This window comes from Bacillus sp. BS3(2021) (assembly GCF_021043345.1).
Lineage (GTDB): Bacteria > Bacillota > Bacilli > Bacillales > Bacillaceae > Bacillus > Bacillus paralicheniformis.
In genome coordinates this window covers 207,362-224,510 of the sequence record NZ_JAJNDM010000004.1, presented here as the reverse complement: position 1 = coordinate 224,510, position 17,149 = coordinate 207,362, and the positions used below count along the sequence as shown (strand labels likewise).

The 17,149-nt window shown below is 49.3% G+C and carries 17 protein-coding genes; 1 reads left to right on the top strand and 16 read right to left on the bottom strand.

The features are described from left to right. Positions 1-9: 9 nt before the first annotated feature. From smc to LQ247_RS11105, 12 genes are all read right to left on the bottom strand, one after another. Positions 10-3,570: a chromosome segregation protein SMC gene (gene smc, locus LQ247_RS11160; protein WP_231006057.1), complete on the bottom strand. Its 3,561-nt coding sequence runs from the start codon at positions 3,568-3,570 to the stop codon at positions 10-12. 99 nt (positions 3,571-3,669) lie between these two features. Next, a complete protein-coding gene (gene rnc, locus LQ247_RS11155; RefSeq protein WP_023857216.1) occupies positions 3,670-4,419 on the bottom strand; it encodes a ribonuclease III in 750 nt (249 codons plus the stop codon). 144 nt (positions 4,420-4,563) lie between these two features. Next, positions 4,564-4,797, bottom strand: coding sequence for an acyl carrier protein (gene acpP / locus LQ247_RS11150; protein ID WP_003181706.1), 234 nt, complete (start codon positions 4,795-4,797; stop codon positions 4,564-4,566). 76 nt (positions 4,798-4,873) lie between these two features. Then, positions 4,874-5,617 carry a 3-oxoacyl-[acyl-carrier-protein] reductase gene (fabG, locus tag LQ247_RS11145; protein WP_231006055.1) on the bottom strand — a complete coding sequence of 248 codons (744 nt, stop codon included), beginning with the start codon at positions 5,615-5,617 and terminating at the stop codon, positions 4,874-4,876. Next, positions 5,604-6,563, bottom strand: coding sequence for an ACP S-malonyltransferase (gene fabD, locus LQ247_RS11140; RefSeq protein WP_101560832.1), 960 nt, complete (start codon positions 6,561-6,563; stop codon positions 5,604-5,606). The genes fabG and fabD overlap by 14 nt, the downstream gene beginning before the upstream one ends. 17 nt (positions 6,564-6,580) lie before the next feature. Continuing rightward, positions 6,581-7,573 carry a phosphate acyltransferase PlsX gene (plsX, locus tag LQ247_RS11135; protein WP_231006053.1) on the bottom strand — a complete coding sequence of 331 codons (993 nt, stop codon included), beginning with the start codon at positions 7,571-7,573 and terminating at the stop codon, positions 6,581-6,583. Positions 7,574-7,590: 17 nt separating this feature from the next. Next, positions 7,591-8,157, bottom strand: a complete 567-nt coding sequence (gene fapR / locus LQ247_RS11130; RefSeq protein ID WP_020451360.1) for a transcription factor FapR — start codon at positions 8,155-8,157, stop codon at positions 7,591-7,593. A 117-nt stretch (positions 8,158-8,274) separates the two neighbouring features. After that, positions 8,275-10,323, bottom strand: a complete 2,049-nt coding sequence (gene recG, locus LQ247_RS11125) for an ATP-dependent DNA helicase RecG (RefSeq protein ID WP_020451359.1) — start codon at positions 10,321-10,323, stop codon at positions 8,275-8,277. Then, positions 10,301-11,203, bottom strand: coding sequence for an L-serine ammonia-lyase, iron-sulfur-dependent, subunit alpha (gene sdaAA, locus LQ247_RS11120; RefSeq protein WP_020451358.1), 903 nt, complete (start codon positions 11,201-11,203; stop codon positions 10,301-10,303). The genes recG and sdaAA overlap by 23 nt, the downstream gene beginning before the upstream one ends. Before the next feature lie 17 nt (positions 11,204-11,220). Further along, complete coding sequence (sdaAB, locus tag LQ247_RS11115; RefSeq protein WP_020451357.1) at positions 11,221-11,883, bottom strand: L-serine ammonia-lyase, iron-sulfur-dependent subunit beta; 663 nt, start codon at positions 11,881-11,883, stop codon at positions 11,221-11,223. A gap of 179 nt (positions 11,884-12,062) precedes the next feature. Further along, positions 12,063-13,736 (bottom strand): DAK2 domain-containing protein, encoded by a 1,674-nt coding sequence (locus LQ247_RS11110; protein ID WP_023857220.1) that lies wholly within the window; start codon positions 13,734-13,736, stop codon positions 12,063-12,065. 17 nt (positions 13,737-13,753) lie between these two features. Next, the gene (locus LQ247_RS11105; RefSeq protein WP_003181687.1) at positions 13,754-14,116 is read right to left on the bottom strand and encodes an Asp23/Gls24 family envelope stress response protein; all 363 of its coding nucleotides are present in this window, start codon (positions 14,114-14,116) and stop codon (positions 13,754-13,756) included. A gap of 286 nt (positions 14,117-14,402) precedes the next feature. Between LQ247_RS11105 and rpmB the strand changes: the two genes are divergently transcribed. Continuing rightward, positions 14,403-14,591 carry a 50S ribosomal protein L28 gene (gene rpmB / locus LQ247_RS11100; protein ID WP_003181685.1) on the top strand — a complete coding sequence of 63 codons (189 nt, stop codon included), beginning with the start codon at positions 14,403-14,405 and terminating at the stop codon, positions 14,589-14,591. Between the two features lie 122 nt (positions 14,592-14,713). Here rpmB and spoVM read toward each other — a convergent pair whose 3' ends face one another. The 4 genes from spoVM to rsgA form a co-directional block, all read right to left on the bottom strand. Then, positions 14,714-14,794: a stage V sporulation protein SpoVM gene (gene spoVM / locus LQ247_RS11095; RefSeq protein WP_003221545.1), complete on the bottom strand. Its 81-nt coding sequence runs from the start codon at positions 14,792-14,794 to the stop codon at positions 14,714-14,716. An 85-nt stretch (positions 14,795-14,879) separates the two neighbouring features. Further along, entirely contained in the window at positions 14,880-15,524 is a 645-nt protein-coding gene (locus tag LQ247_RS11090) for a thiamine diphosphokinase (protein ID WP_025811376.1), read from the bottom strand. A 75-nt stretch (positions 15,525-15,599) separates the two neighbouring features. Next, positions 15,600-16,256: a ribulose-phosphate 3-epimerase gene (rpe, locus tag LQ247_RS11085; RefSeq protein ID WP_039072720.1), complete on the bottom strand. Its 657-nt coding sequence runs from the start codon at positions 16,254-16,256 to the stop codon at positions 15,600-15,602. 3 nt (positions 16,257-16,259) lie between these two features. Then, positions 16,260-17,144 (bottom strand): ribosome small subunit-dependent GTPase A, encoded by an 885-nt coding sequence (rsgA, locus tag LQ247_RS11080; RefSeq protein WP_096748089.1) that lies wholly within the window; start codon positions 17,142-17,144, stop codon positions 16,260-16,262. Between the last annotated feature and the right edge of the window lie 5 nt (positions 17,145-17,149).

The following is a 17,149-nucleotide window of genomic DNA, read 5'->3' as shown; positions in this document are numbered from 1 at the left end:
AACCTCGCTTTATTGAACTAGTTCTTTTGTTTCTTCAAGCTTGACTGAGACCAGCTTGGAAACGCCTGATTCCTGCATCGTCACGCCGTAAAGAACATCGGCTTCTTCCATCGTTCCTTTCCGGTGGGTGATGACGATAAACTGGGTTTCATGGCTGTATTTTTTCAAGTATTGGGCAAAGCGGAACACGTTCGCTTCGTCAAGCGCCGCCTCGACTTCATCCAGCACGCAGAACGGAACCGGTCTGACTTTGAGGATCGAAAACAGGAGCGCGATCGCCGTCAAGGCCCGTTCCCCGCCGGAAAGCAGGCTCAGGTTCTGCAGCTTTTTGCCCGGAGGCTGAGCGATAATATCGACGCCCGATTGGAGCAGGTCATTCGGATCTGTCAGCTTGAGTTCGGCTCTTCCGCCGCCGAACAGCGCCCGGAAGACGTCTTCGAAATGAGAACTGATCTGTGCAAATGTTTCCGCAAAACGCTTCGTCATTTCCTCATCCATTTCCTCGATAACCTTAAAGAGCGTATTTTTCGCTTCGAGCAGGTCGTCTTTCTGCTCCGAGAGGAAGAGGTAGCGTTCATTGACCCTTTCGAATTCCTCAATGCTGCCGAGGTTCACCGTTCCCAGCTCTTCGATTGCAAGCTTGATCAGCTTGACGCGCTTCCTCGCCTCTTCAGGGGAAAGCTCCAAAGGATATTTTTCCCTCGCCCCTTCAAATGAAAGTCCATACTCTTCCCGCAGGAAAGAGAGCAGGTTGTCGAGTTCGACTTCCATGCGGCCGAGCTTGACTTCTTCGTCTTTTAAGAGGCCTGCCATCTGCTTATACTGGCGCTTCATTTCTTTCAGTTCCAGCTCTTCGGTTTCAAGGCCTTTTTGCAGTTTCATCCGCTGCTCTCTTCTTGATGCGATAAGCTCTGCGGTTTTATTTTTGTCGTTCAGCTTCGTTTTCGCAGCTTCTTCAAGTTTTTCCTCCCCGGAAGTATTGGAGGACATTTCTGTCGTCAAGAAAGAGAGATCCTCTTCGGCAATTTTGAGCGCTTCCGCATTCTCGGCATACTCTTCTTCAAGCCTTGCGAGCTTTTCCCGTTCATTCGCACACGACTGTTCGGTTTTCGCCAGCACCACTTTCAAATCGGTCAGCTCGCTTTGCAGCGCTTCTTTCGTCGAGGTCTGTGTCTGTTTCCGCTCCGTCATCGCTTCGATTTCGGAATCGAGGCGCTTCAGCCCGCCGGCGATCGATGTGAGCTTTTCTTCAAGCTCTTTTTTACGCCGTTTCTTGTCTTCGTCCCCTTCGAGCAGAGCCGATTTTTCCTGATCGTAGAGCTCCAAATGGCTGTTGACGTTTTTCTCGGCGATTTCGAGTTCGTACAGACGCCCTTTGATTTCCTGCTGTTCGGTTCTTAAGCCTTCCCCGTCCTCGCGGAGTGACTGAAGTTTGGCATCAAGCTCTTGCATCGTCTGCTTCAGGGCTTTCACTTCTTTTTCGAGCAATTCGGTTTTCTCTTCCATCTCGGCGAGACGTTTTGTCTGGGCTTCCAGCTCCCTGTTGCGTCCCAGAAGCGAGCTGCTTTTTTTCTTAACGGCTCCTCCCGTCATTGAACCGCCCGGATTGACGACATCCCCTTCAAGGGTGACGATCCGGTATCTGTGGCCGAGCCGTTTGGCAAGATCGTTGGCGCCTTTTAAATGCTCGGTGATCAGCACGGTGCCAAGCAGGTTTTGCACGACGGTCCGGTAGGCCGGATCAAACGAAACAAGCTCGCTGGCGATGCCGATGAACGACGGATTTTCTTTCGCCGCTTCGATATCTCGCGACTGAATGCGGCGCTCTTTGATGACGGAAAGCGGGAGAAAGGTCGCCCTTCCGAACGAATGCTTTTTCAAATATTGAATCGCCCGTCTGGCGGCGTCTTCATCGTCAGTGACAACATGTTGGGCCGTTGCGCCGAGCGCGATTTCAATCGCTGTTTCATACCGCTCGTCCGTCTTTAACAGCTCTGCAATCGCACCGCGAATGCCCGGAAGCTCGCTCTTGGCCTTTAATACTTCTTTGACGCCTTGATAAAACCCTGAGAAGTCCTCCTGCATCGCTTCAAGCATTTCCTTTTTGGAGCGCGCCTGCTGAACGTATTGATAAGCTTGGTAAAGGGCGGATTCCTTTTTCTCGTACTGGCTTTTTTTCTGTTCATAGCTTTTTTGCGCGTCCCTGAATGCTTGAATCTGGCTGTGAAGGCGCTCGTCGACGAGGCTGAATTCGTGTTCGGTTTTCATCTTTCGGTCGGCGATTTCCTTCCGCTCGCTTAAATATTTTTCATTGTTTTGCGCGAGTCGTTTTTGCTGCGCCGCGGATTGGGACATTTGGTCTTCAAGAAATTGAAGCTCGTTTCGGACGGATGCCTGTTCGTTCAAGAGCTCGAAATAATCGCTTTTCAGCTGTTCGATTTCTTCTTCTACATTTTCGCTGTATCCGGATAGAGCCTGATTCTTTTCTTTCACCTTTCGGGCAAGCTCTTTTGCTTCGGCCTCGAGCTTTTCAAACACAAGCTTCTGCGCGGCGATTTTTTCTTTCAGGCTTCGCTCTTTTTCACTGCGCTGGACGAGCGCTTCTTCAAGCTGAGCTCTGTTTTGCGTCGCGTTTTTTTTGCGTTCCTTCAGCACTTCTTTCCGGCCTTCAAGCTTCTCCAGTTCCTCGCTTGTCAAAAGCAGCACTTGCTGAAGCTCATCGACCGATTCGTCGAGCGCTTGAATTTTGTCTCTTGCCTCTTCGATTTTGGCTTCCTTTGCCTGGATGGCCGCAGACGAAGACATCTCTTCGTCTTTCGCCTTTTCGACTTTCTGCTGAAGGGCTTCCCATTTTCCGTGAAGCTCTTCGATATCATACGCCGTTAACGCGATTTCGATTTTTTCAAGCTCATCCTTTTTTTCAAGGTAGTCTTTGGCGATCGAAGCCTGCACTTTCAGCGGCTCCACCTGCCCCTCGAGCTCGTGGAGGATGTCTTCGACACGGTTCAAATTGTCCTGTGTCTCAAACAGCTTGTTTTCGGCTTTTTTCTTTCTCGTTTTGTATTTTAATACGCCGGCCGCTTCTTCAAAGATGCTTCTCCGCTCTTCAGCCTTGCTGCTTAAAATCTCTTCGACTTTGCCTTGGCTGATGATGGAAAACGCTTCTTTTCCAAGCCCCGAATCCATAAAAAGATCAATGATATCTTTCAGACGGCACGGCTGGTTGTTGATGAGAAATTCGCTTTCCCCAGATCTGTAGACTCTTCTCGTCACACTGACTTCGTGAAAATCGATCGGCAAAAAGCGGTCGTCATTGTCAAGCGTCAGCGTCACTTCGGCAAGATTCAGCTTTTTCCGCGAATCGCTGCCTGCAAAAATGATGTCTTCCATTTTACCGCCTCTGAGCGATTTGGCGGACTGTTCACCGAGCACCCAGCGGATCGCGTCGGTAATGTTGCTTTTTCCGCTGCCGTTCGGACCGACGACAGCTGTCACGCCTTTTACAAAATCTACAGAAATTCGTTCTGCAAACGATTTAAATCCTATCACGTCTAAACGTTTGAGGAACATGGTGATCCTCCTTATGTATTAAAGTATTACAATTCTATCATAACCCCATCGAAAAGGCTTAAAATACATTGAAATCCCCCTGAGTTTTGCAAGGGGGATTTATTGTTTCATATGGTGTTTTTGCAGCCTCGCGAGCGCTTCTTGAGCGGCATGCTGTTCTGCTTCTTTTTTGGAACGGCCGCTTCCCACCCCAAGTACTTCTCCTTTTAGCGATACGTTTGCTTCAAATTCGCGGTTGTGCGCCGGTCCTTTTTCCTGAAGGATTTTATACTCCAGAATACCTCGTCCGTCGCGCTGTACAAATTCCTGCAGCTGGCTTTTAAAATCCATCACATGAGAAAAAGCACCATCGTCGATTTTAGGGAAAACGTACGCTTTCAGAAAGGCCACGACAGCTTCGAGCCCCTGATCCAGATAGAGCGCACCGATAAAAGCTTCAAACACATCGGCTAAAAGCGCCGGACGCTTTCTTCCTCCAGTCATTTCCTCTCCTTTTCCCAATAGAACAAGCTCTCCGAAAGAAAGCTCATGGGCCAGGGAAACCAAAGAAGGCTCACATACGATCGCCGCTCTCAATTTCGTCAAATCACCCTCGCTCATCGCCGGGTATTTGGCGTATAAAAATTGAGAAATCGTCAGTTCCAAAACGGCGTCTCCTAAAAATTCAAGCCTCTCATTATCTTCATATGGCTTCTTTCGATGCTCATTCACATAAGATGAATGTGTAAATGCTTGATATAAAAGCTTCTCGTTTTGAAATTGAACCGAAATCCGTTCCTGAAACTTTTTAAACTGCTCCGCTTTCTTTTGAAACATTTTTTTGTCTCTGAAATGTGAATGTTTTGACATAGCAACCTCCATATGGGCACATCAAGTTCACCTCACCTCCTATGAAAAGGCAGGTTCGTGTATCATTGGGCAGCAAAACATTAAAATTAAAGCCGCATTTATAAAGGGATAAAGCCCCGTCTTTAAACGGGACTTTAAATGAGCTTACTGCTTACTATTTATGTAGTTCACAGCGTCACCGACTGTTGCAATCTTTTCAGCATCTTCGTCAGAAATCTCCATATCAAACTCGTCTTCAAGTTCCATGACAAGCTCAACTACATCAAGGGAATCAGCGCCTAAATCCTCTTTAAAAGAAGCTTCAAGAGTGACGTCGGCTTCATCCACGCCGAGGCGGTCTACGATGATTTTTGTTACACGCTCTAATGCGTCTGCCATAGCTATTCACCTCCCCTCAAGTATTATAGTTGATTCGTTTTTAAAAAACCAGAGATAATTCAATTTTTGATTTCGTTTAAACCATAGCCATTCCGCCGTTGATGTTCAGCGTCTGGCCGGTCATGTAGCTCGCATGGTCAGATGCGAGGAAAACAACGGCGCTGCTGATGTCAGACGGATCGCCGAACCGTGCAAGCGGAATCTGCTTCAGCATTTCGTCTTGAATATCTTTTGTCAGCTTGTCCGTCATTTCCGTCGAAATAAACCCCGGAGCGATTGCATTAACGGTGATATTTCTTGACGCAAGCTCTTTCGCCAGCGTTTTCGTCAAGCCGATCACGCCTGATTTAGCCGCGACATAGTTGGCCTGTCCGGCGTTACCGACGACGCCTACAACCGAGGTGATGTTGATGATCCGGCCGCTTCTTTGTTTCATCATCTGTCTTGTTACGGCTTTTGAACAATTGAACACACCTTTTAAGTTTATGTTAATGACGTCGTCCCATTCATCTTCTTTCATTCTCATGAACAGATTATCTTTTGTAATACCCGCATTGTTGACAAGGATGTCAAGCGTGCCGAAGCGGCCGACCGCTTCCTTCATCATCGCCTGAACCTCATCCGCATTGGAAACGTCTGCTTTAAAAGCAAACGCATCGCGGCCGAGCGCTTTGATTTCGTCTACAACTTCGTTCGCTTTCGCTTCATTGCCCGCGTAGTTGACGACGACATTTGCTCCGTTTTTCGCCAGGTCCAGGGCGATCGTGCGGCCGATCCCTCTTGAGGCTCCTGTAACAACGGCTGTTTTATTCTCCAGCATTTTCGTTTTCCTCCTTCAACGTTTGAACGGCAAGTTCAATTGTGTTCGGGTCTGACACAGCAATCGTTTTGACTCTGCGGTTCACTTTCTTCACAAGCCCTGACAAAACCTTTCCGGGGCCGATTTCGATGAACGTCGTCACGCCTTCGTCAATCAGGCGGCTGATTGTTTCTTCAAATCGCACAGGAGAATACAGCTGTTCAATCAGTTTATTCTTAATGTCGTCTTTATCTGTTACAAAGTCGGCTGTTACGTTGGAGACGACCGGAATGGCTGCATCGCTGATCTTGCACGCATCAAGAACTTCACGAAGCTTATCAGCTGCCGGCTTCATCAGGTCGGAATGGAACGGCCCGCTGACTTCGAGAGGAATCGCGCGTTTTGCGCCCTTTTCTTTGGCAAGCTCTGAAGCGAGCTCGACGCCTTTAGCTGTTCCCGAGATGACGATCTGCCCGGGGCAGTTCAAATTGGCGAGCTGAACAAGGTTTCCTTCTTCGGAAACTTTGTCCGTCACTTCTTTCAGCGCCTGGCTGTCCATGCCGAGAATGGCCGCCATCGCGCCTTCACCTGCGGGCACGGCTTCATTCATGAATTCGCCGCGCTTTCTGACGGCATAAACCGCGTCTTTAAACGACAAGGCGCCGGCAGCTACCAATGCGCTGTACTCGCCGAGGCTGTGCCCTGCCGCATAGTCGGCTTTAATGCCGTATTCCTTCAGTTTTTGAAGCGCTGCGGTACTCGCTGTTAAAAGGCTTGGCTGCGCGTTGTATGTAAGTGTCAGTTCTTTTGCATCCCCTTCAAACATGAGGGTGCTCAGTTTTGTTTCAAGCGTTTGATCCGCTTCTTCAAAAATCTTCTTTGCATTCGGTTCTTTTTCATACAATTCGTGTCCCATGCCGATATGCTGCGAACCTTGGCCCGGGAATAGAAAAGCAATCTTGCCCATATGTTAAAACCTCCAGACTATTCATCTGCTTTTTGTTGAATTTTTTCTTCGATAAATTCAGCGACATTTTGGCTGACCATCTCTCTGGCCTGGCGGATCGCGTGATAAACGGCCCGTCCGTCAGATGATCCGTGCGCTTTGATGACGGGCGCCTTTAAGCCGAACAATCCGGCTCCGCCGTATTCAGAGTAATCCATCTTCGTTTTCATTTCTTTCAGCTTCGGCTTCAGCGCAGAGGCGGCGAGCTTCGCCGTGAAGCTCGAAGTCAGCGTCGTTCTCAGCATTTTAAAAATGGACAGCGCCGCGCCCTCGACCGTTTTCAAGGCAACGTTACCGGTAAAGCCGTCTGTCACGATGACATCAGCGACTCCGTCCAGCATGTCGCGCGCTTCCACATTGCCGATGAAATTCAAATCGGTTTCCTTTAATTTTTGAAAGGTCTGCTTGGCAAGCTCATTTCCTTTTTTGTCTTCGGTTCCGACGTTTAAAAGTCCGATGCGCGGATTTTTGACGCCCAGCACCTGTTCTCCGTAAACAGATCCCATAATGGCGTATTGAACGAGATGTTCGGGCTTGGCGTCCACATTCGCTCCGACATCAAGAAGGAGAAAGCCGTCTCCGGAGACAGTCGGCAATGTCGGCGCCAACGCAGGCCTTTCAATCCCTTCAATCCGGCCGACGATAAAGAGCCCGGCCGTCATAAGCGCTCCGGTGTTTCCGGCGGAAATGCAGGCATCCGCCCTGCCTTCGGCGACTTCTCCGGCCATCAGAACCATCGATGAATTCTTCTTTCTTCTGACGGCTCTGACAGGTTCTTCTGTCGCCTCGATGACTTCTTCCGCGTGCTTGACAGTGATCCGCCCGTGCTCCGTTAAATGGGCGGCAATTTTTTCCCGGTCGCCGATCAGCGTAATCTCGAGGTCTTCAAAATCTTCGACCGCTTTCATCACGCCTTCAATAACCGCTTTGGGAGCATTGTCTCCTCCCATGGCATCTACAGCAATTTTCATGACTTACGCGCCACCTTCTATGATTGTTTTGAACGATACATGACAAATTCGCCTGAAAACACAGGCTCTTCGGCAACATAGCTGTTCACTTCAACAACCGTTCTGCCTTTATCTTTATCAAGCTTTACGACTTTCGCTTTTGCAACGACCCGTTCGCCTTGCTTGACCTGCCTGGTAAAGCGGATGTCCGCTTTGGCCGTCAATGCGAGCTCATCGTCGATGAGGGCAACGGCGAGCGAGTTGGCCTGGGCAAACAAATGGTGTCCCCTGGCGATTTGATTTCGGCTGAAAACGTGCTCCGTTCTGATCTCCAGAATGGAAATCGCGTGCTCATCCAGCTCCAAATCAATGATCTCGCCAATGACCTCGTCGAGCGGGAGAGACTTGACTTCATCTTCAAGAGATTTCTCGGCAACACTTTTGATTCTTTCTCTCAGTTCAGGTATGGAAAGTTCCAAACGGTCCAAGCGAATCGTCTGAATGCTGACGTTAAATTTCTCCGCTAACTCCTCGTCCGTAATAAACGGGGTCGTACGAATCGTCTGCTGCAGCAATTCTTGGCGTTCTCTCTTACTTTTTCTCATGTTTTTAAACACCATCCGCGCAATTATGACTAGGTACTAATAGTAGTATATAATTTCATAGATTGGAATGCAATCTTTCTTTACCCGCCGACAATAAATTTTCACAGGACTTCCAGGTCAGCTCAGCTTTTCTCCTTCCATCACCCCGCTGTTTTGCAAGTGTTCCCGCAGGCTTTCATATTCGGCATCCGTCCAGAACGCCTTTGAAGAGACAAGTTCTGCAGCGTCTCTTCTTGCCGTTTCCAGCGCGCGGTAGTCGTGAACCATGTCAGCGACTTTAAACTCCGGCATCCCGCTCTGTTTTTTGCCGAAGAAGTCCCCGGGTCCTCTGAGTTCAAGGTCCTTTTCAGAAAGCTCAAAGCCGTCGGTCGTCTCAGACATGATGCTCATGCGCTCTTTGCCCGTTTCAGATTTCGGATCTGCCATCAGGATGCAATACGACTGGTGGTCGCCCCGCCCGACCCGGCCGCGAAGCTGGTGCAGCTGGGAAAGACCGAACCGGTCGGCATCATAGATCAGCATGACCGTCGCATTCGGAACGTTTACGCCGACTTCAACGACGGTTGTGGAAACGAGAATCTGGCATTCGTTTTTGCTGAACTGCCTCATCACCTGTTCTTTCTCGTCATTTGAGAGCTTTCCGTGCATGAGACCGATCTGCCACCTTCCTCTGAAAGCATGGGTCAGCATGCTGTGCACATCGATGGCGTTTTGAACGTCGAGCTTGTCCGATTCTTCGATCAAGGGACAAATCACATATGCCTGTCTGCCTTTTTTCAGTTCTTTTTCGATAAACGCGAGAATTCGTTCGAGCATGTCGTGCTTCACCCAATAAGTCTCAATCCGCTTTCGCCCAGCCGGCATTTCATCGATGACGGACACATCCATTTCCCCGAAAACCGTAATCGCCAGTGTCCTTGGAATCGGCGTCGCCGTCATAAACAAGACATCGGGATCTTTCCCTTTGCTTCTCAGTTTTTTTCTTTGCTCGACACCGAAGCGGTGCTGTTCATCGGTGATCACGAGACCGAGCTGTTTAAAATGGACATCGTCCTGAATAAGGGCGTGCGTCCCCACCAAAATATCAATTTCTCCTTCTTTTAATCTTTCTAAAAGCTCTCTTCTCCTTTTCCCTTTCACAGAGCTTGTTAAAAGCGCAACATTGACATCGTACTGCTCAAAGAGGGATACCAATGAATCGGCGTGCTGTTCCGCCAGTATTTCGGTCGGCACCATCATCGCTCCCTGGAATCCCGAAAGCAGCGAGGCGTATAACGCAATCGCGGCGACGGCCGTTTTGCCTGATCCGACGTCTCCTTGTAAAAGCCGATTCATTTTATACCCTGAAGCCATGTCCCTTAATATGTCGTCGAGCGCTTTCGCCTGCGCGTTTGTCAAAGGAAACGGGAGGCTTTTGACAAACGAATTGACGTCTTCCGTTTTAAAGGTGTGGCTGATTCCGTCGGACGCCTCCCGCTCGAACTTCCGTAAAGCCTGCATTTTCAGCTGAAACAGTAAAAATTCTTCATATACAAAGCGGCGCCGCGCATGTTTTAAAGCTTCCCTCGACTCGGGCTTGTGCATCGCCTTCACCGCCTCCTGGTAAGACAGAAGTTTATAGGCGGTCCTAAGCTTTTCCGGAAGGGGGTCTTCGGCAGACGGCAAATGGCTGCGGACGGCTTCCTGAATCAATTTCCTCATTGTCTTTACGGTGATATTTTCTTTGACGGAGTAAACGGGCTCAATCGACTGGTCACCTTGGTGCGGCCCGTTTTTCAGCTCCTGTACCATCACGGATTGTCTGTGCTTGTCCCATTTTCCGGTTACGGTAACGATCGAACCGATCGCAAGCTTTTTTTTCAAATAAGGCCTGTTAAAACAAACTGCTGTGATCAAATAGTTTCCGACCAATAGCCGGAACGTGAGGCGGCTCCGCTTTTTCCCGTAATAGGCAAGAGAAGGCTCGCTGTGAACCTTCCCTTCTACCGTCACTCGTTCGTCGTGTGCCACTTCTTCCAAATCGCGCAATTCATAATCGTCATATCGGTACGGGAAGTAGTTTAAAAGATCAAGAACCGTATAGATTCCGAGCTCATTTAACGTTTTTTCCGTTTCCGTCCCGACGCCTTTTATAACAGATATACTAAGTTGCAGATTGTGTTCCACGTGCAGCTGACGCTCCTCCGAATATTTTTTTCTCCAATTCTTTGCCCGTCGGTGTTGCAGCAAGACCGCCCCGGCCTGTTTCCCTCAGTGCCGTCGGCATCGTCTGCCCGATTTTATACATCGCATCGATCACTTCATCGCATGGAATGCGGCTTGTAATGCCGGCAAGCGCCATATCAGCCGCGACCATCGCGTTGGCTGCGCCCATTGCGTTCCGCTTCACACACGGCACCTCAACAAGCCCTGCGACAGGATCGCAGACTAGACCGAGTACGTTTTTTAAAGCGATGGCCATCGCTTCGGCGCACTGTTCAGGGGTTCCGCCCGCCATTTCGACGATGGCGGCAGCCGCCATGCCCGAGGCCGAGCCGACTTCAGCCTGACAGCCTCCCGCGGCTCCCGAAATGCTCGCATTGTTGGCAACGACGAATCCGAACGCTCCCGATGTAAATAAAAAGCGGACCATCTGCTCTTTCGTCGGCTGAAGTTTCTCTTTTACCGCAAAAAGCGTCCCCGGGACAACGCCGGCCGAACCGGCCGTCGGCGTTGCGCAAATCGTTCCCATCGCAGCGTTGACTTCATTTGTCGCAACCGCTTTGCTGACAGCGTCAAGGATGACATCCCCTGACAGCCCTTTGCCCGATTTGAGGTAGGCTTGAAGCTTAACGGCGTCTCCCCCCGTCAATCCGGAGTGCGACACGACGCCTTCAACACCTTTTTGCACAGCATCTTCCATCACGGTCAAGTTGGCTTCCATCTGCTCGAATATTTCTTCCCGCGTCCGGCCTGACACCTCGATCTCCTGCGCGATCATGATTTCAGAGATGGACACGTTCTTTTCTTTTGTCAGCTGAATTAATTCTTTTACATTTCGAAACATATCGTCTCACCCTCCTTTTAGTCAGCGATCTGGGTCACCTCAATGATGTTCGGCAGCGCTCTCAATTCTTCAAAAACAGCCGGATCGATCGTTTGATCGACCTCAATCGTCATGAGCGCTTCCTGGCCGACGTCTTTGCGGGCCACTTCCATATGGCCGATGTTGATTGCGAACTTTGCAAGCACATTGGCTACGCCTGCAATCGTTCCATAGCGGTCGTTATGGACGACTAAAATAGCAGGGTGATTTCCCGACAATCTGAGCTCAAAGCCGTTCAGCTCAATGATTTCGATTTTCCCCCCGCCGATTGAGATGCCTGCGAGTTCAAGGGAGCCTTCATCATCAGAGATGAGGATGCGGGCTGTATTGGGATGCGTTGGAACCGCTTCTTCTTCCCGGAACTCGATGGCGATTCCCTTTTCTTCAGCTAGGCGGATCGAATCTTTGATTCTTTCATCAAATGTATCAAAATCCAAAAGGCCGCCGATGATCGCAACATCTGTTCCATGTCCTTTATACGTCTCGGCAAAAGAACCGTACAATGACACAACGATTTGTTTCGGCTCCCTCCCAAACACGCTTCTGGCGACTCTGCCGATTCTGGCCGCGCCGGCCGTATGAGAACTTGACGGACCGATCATGACGGGCCCGATAATATCAAACACACTTCTGTACTTCATCCTTATCCCCCTTTTACACACAGATTCCCCCGCTGTACAGAGGAAAAAAAGCCGTTTTTTTTAGACTAATCGATCATTCCCCAATTGGCAAGCAGACAACGTCCGAGCGGGCTGATGCTTTAAAAAAAGCCAAAAGAAGAGAAGGGCTTTTATCATCATGCCCTTCTGCCTTTGATCGATTATTCAACAGCCAGAATGTAGGAATACAGCGGCTGTTTTCCGTCGTGCACTTCCACTTCAACGTCTTCGTACGTCTCGCTGATAAAGGCTGCGAGTTCTTCGGCCTCTTCTTCCGGCGCGTCTTCCCCTTTGATCACAGTGACGATTTCACTGTCTTCATCGATCATGCCTGCGAGCAGCTTTTTCGCTGCTGCTAACTGGTCTGATGCCGTCTCAACGATTTTACCGTTTAAGATGCCCATAAAATCGCCTTTTTTAATATCGATGCCGTCAATGTTAGTGTCTCTGACCGCATAGGTGATTTGTCCGCTTTTCACCTCGCCGATCGCACCGAGCATAGCGGCTTCATTCTCGTCCGCTCCAAGGGCCGGGTTGAATGCGAGGAGCGCGGCCATTCCTTGAGGAACGGTCTTCGTCGGGATGACAATCACATGTTGTCCGGCAACATCCGCGGCCTGGTTCGCCGCCATGACAATGTTTGAATTATTCGGCAGAATCACGACCGTGTCCGCGTTGGCGTCTTTTATCGCCTGAACGATGTCTTCCGTGCTCGGATTCATCGTCTGACCGCCTTCGATGACCTTTGTGGCGCCGATGCTTTCGAAAAGTTCGGCGATTCCTTCTCCCATGGCCACTGTGACGACGCCGTACGGCTGCTTTTCAGCCGGCGCTTTTTCTGCCGGGGCAGCTGCCTCCTGTTTGTTCTGATTGAGAATCGCGCTGTGCTGCTCTCTCATGTTTTCGATTTTCATGTTGATTAAGCTGCCGTATTTTTGCGCATAAGTCATGACTTCCCCCGGATATTCGGCGTGGATGTGCACCTTGGCGATATTTTCGTCTGAGACGACGAGCAGTGAATCACCGAAGCCGCTTAAATCCTGGCGGAACGCATCTTCATTAAAGTTTCTTTTACCGCTGTCGAGCTTTACCATAAATTCCGTGCAATAGCCGAATTCGATGTCTTCTGTATTCATGTGGCTTTGAGCGTTTTTATGGTGCTCCGCGCTGACAAGATCATCCAATGACGGAAGAGCGGCCGCTTTTTCAGAAAGCTTTTCTCCCTTTAAAGAAGCGAGAAACCCTTCATACACGTAAAGCAGCCCTTTTCCGCCGCTGTCGACGACACCGACTTCCTTTAAAACCGGAAGCAGCTCAGGCGTCCGCTCCAATGAAGCCTCCGCTTCATTCACGACGGCTTCCATCACCTTGATGATATCGGTTTCAGTTTGAGCGGTGAGCACTGCTTTTTTTGCCGCATCTTTGGCAACCGTCAAGATCGTGCCTTCGACAGGCTTCATGACGGCCTTGTAGGCAGTGTCCACTCCGGCCTGGAACGCGGCGGCAAATTCTTTCGCGTTAATTTCCGATTTCTGTTCAATCGATTTGCCAAAGCCTCTGAACAGCTGGGACAAAATGACGCCCGAGTTTCCCCGCGCTCCCATCAGAAGCCCTCTTGACAGGCTTTGTGCCACTTTGCCGATATTGGCGGCATCGATCTGCTCCACTTCTTTTGCACCGGATGTCATCGACAGATTCATGTTCGTTCCTGTATCTCCGTCCGGAACCGGAAATACATTTAACGCATCAACTACATTTGCGTTTTGAGACAGATGGCGTGCGCCGTACAGAACCATTTCTGCAAAAGCTTTTCCATCCAGATTTCGTATAGACACTCTTGTTTTCCTCCTAACTACGGGTTCGTCACTCGTACTCCTTGAACGTAAATATTTACGGAATCCACTGCAAGACCCACTGTATGGTCGAGCGTATATTTGACTTTTGTTTGAACATTATGTGCCACTTCTGAAATTTTTGTTCCGTAGCTGACAATGATGTACATGTCAATATGAATACGATCTTCTTCTTGGCGGACGATGACGCCTCTTGCAAAGTTTTCTTTTCTGAGGATTTCAGTCAGTCCGTCTTTAATTTGGTTCTTGGATGCCATACCTACGATCCCGTAGCAGTCGATCGCTGCGCCTCCGGCAACCATGGCGACCACTTCGTTTGATATATCAATCTGTCCGTATTTTGTTCGGAATTCAATGGACACGTTGGTTCCTCCTTTTCGAGTCTCGCTTCTGACCTCTGGTTAACATCATTCTACTATAAGGACCTTCTTTTTAAAAGAACAGGCAGGCTTCTCTCCAAACCTAACCCTACTTATACTACAGCGCGTTCATTTTTTCAAGATGTCAAGGGATTTTTCTTGAAAGCAGAGCAATCAATAGTTGCAAACGGTTTTCAGCTGTGGTAAATTATTAAAGTATCTGAAGCATCACAGGTGATCAACTGATAATGAATGATGATGTTTTTTTTGATAGTTAGGAGGGAAACAAATGGCACGTAAATGCGTTATTACAGGCAGAAAATCACGTTCTGGCAACTCTCGTTCTCACGCGATGAACGCTTCTAAACGCACATGGGGCGCTAACGTTCAAAAAGTGCGCATCCTTGTGAACGGCAAGCCTAAAAAAGTATATGTATCTGCTCGAGCTTTGAAATCTGGAAAAGTTGAGCGTGTATAAGAAAAAATAAACGCCTGCCAAGAGCGACTGTACGCTTTAGGCAGGCGTTTTTTCGTTCTTTTGCTTGCCATCCGGGGAGAGCCCTTTGACCCGCTCCGCAAAAAAAGCGCACCCGGCGCTTCTTAGTCTTTGCGAAACGAGCCAAGCATCGCCCGGACGATTCCCCCTAAAAACTTCGGTAATTTAATGGTGTAAAATTTCATTCCCTTCCCTCCTCAAAGAGTCCGCAACCGCATCCACCTTCAACATCGGATCCCAAACACAAAGCGAGCGGAAGCGCCAGGATATTTAATCAGTGCTTCTTATCATTATTAATATGCCTTCAGAAAACGAAAAAGCACCTTGTGAATGGATGAGTTCGTTACTAATACATAGTGTCGAACCTAGAGCAATATGACACTTATTTAAAGAATACTTAAATCCTTCGAGGGAAAGGTTTTTTACCGTCTCCGTAAACGGCAGGAATGAAATGTACGGTTTTGTTTGATCACGCATGACGGTGTAAGAGCCTTGGGGGTGCATGCTGATCGTATTTTGGCGGTCGATCATGACGGTCTTGACGTTTTGCTTCATCGCGGTGTAAAGGAGATGCAGATTCCCGAGAAAATGGTCTGCTCTGCCTCCCGAAATGCCGAACATTCTAATGCATGAAGGCCGCTGTCCGACCGCCCAGCTCAACGCAAGGTCCAAGTCCGTCTGATCTTTTTCCGCCTGATAAATATGGAGGCGGGGAGCCGCCTTTTCAATCGCTTTTTTTTGCTCGTCTGTGATGCTGTCAAAATCCCCGAACGCTTCATCAGGCACGATCCCCGCTGCCAAAAGGGTTACAGCACCTCTGTCAACCCCGACCCAAAGCGCATCGCCGTCCTGATACTGCAGCAAGTCGGGAATGAGATGATCGGGACCTCCCGCTACAATATTGATCGTTTTCATCGCATTGTCCTTTCTGTAAACGCCGTAAAAAAAGAGCTCAGCTTGAGAAAGCCGGCTCTTTTTCATCGGGAAACCTTACCCAAGCGCACCTTTTATATCGGAAATGGCTTTTTTGCGGTCTTTTTCGTTATAAACGGCAGAGCCCGCAACAAGCAGATTTGCCCCTGCTTCGATACACTGTCTTGCCGTCATTTTGTTGACGCCGCCGTCCACTTCAATCAGCAGGTCGGCGAGCCCTTTTTGCTCGGCCATCTCCTTGACCTGCCTGATTTTCGGCAGGACTGAGGAAATAAACGACTGTCCGCCGAAGCCCGGATTCACTGTCATCAATAGTACGAGATCAAGGTCTTCAAGCACATGCTCGATCTGCTGCACAGGGGTATGCGGATTCAAGACAACACCCGCTTTGACTCCTTGCTCTTTGATGAGCTGGATCGTCCTGTGAAGGTGCGGGCACGCTTCAACATGGACGGACAAAATATCGGCGCCCGCTTTTGCAAAAGCAGGTATATAGCGGTCAGGGGCTTCAATCATTAAATGAACGTCGAGCGGAAGTTCTGTGATCGGGCGGACGGCTTCCACTACAAGCGGCCCGATGGTCAGGTTGGGAACGAAATGGCCGTCCATCACATCGATGTGGATGAAATCGGCGCCGCCTTGTTCAACATCCCGAATCTCTTCCCCTAGACGGGCAAAATCGGCTGAAAGAATCGAAGGAGCAACATATACCATATCTTAATACCTCGGCTTTCTGTCTTTGATCTCTGTTAAAAATTCAACATAATGGTCGTAGCGATACTGGGCGATTTCACCATTTTCCACGGCGCGTTTGACGGCGCAGTTCGGCTCTTTCATATGCAGGCACCCGCGGAACTTGCATTCGGCGCTTTTTTCGCTGATTTCCAAAAACGCAGACCCTAAATCTTCAGCTTCAATACCGGCAAACTCAAGCGAGCTGAAGCCCGGGGTGTCGGCGACGAGCCCGCCGTTTATATCGATCAGCTCCACATGGCGGGTCGTATGCTTTCCCCTTCCTAAGTGAGCGGAAATCCCGGCGGTTTTCAGTTCAAGGTCGGGGCTGATCGCATTTAAAAGCGAAGACTTGCCCACGCCGGACTGGCCGGCGAATACGGTGATTTTGTCTTGAAAATGGGAGACGATGTCTTCGATGCCGCTTCCGTTTTTCATCGATGTCATATAGACGCTGTACCCAATGTTCCGGTAGTCATCGGCATATTGGTGAATCCGCTCTTTGAGCGCGTCATCATCCACGAGGTCCATTTTCGTAATGCATATGATCGGCCTGATGCCACCCGCCTCAACCAGCACTAAAAAACGATCCAATAGCGACGTGCTGAATGTCGGCTCTTTTGCCGAAAACACGAGCACCGCCTGATCCACGTTGCTGATCGGAGGTCTGACCAATTCATTGAATCTGTCTTTAATCTCGAGAATGTAGCCTTCTTTATCGTTATCGGCCTGGTAGACGACATCGTCGCCGACGAGAGGGGTGATTTTATTTTTTCTGAAAACCCCTCTTCCCCTGCACTGAATGATCTGATCACCATCCAAAACATAGTAAAATCCGCTTAATGCTTTAATGATTTTGCCCTCAGGCATATCGC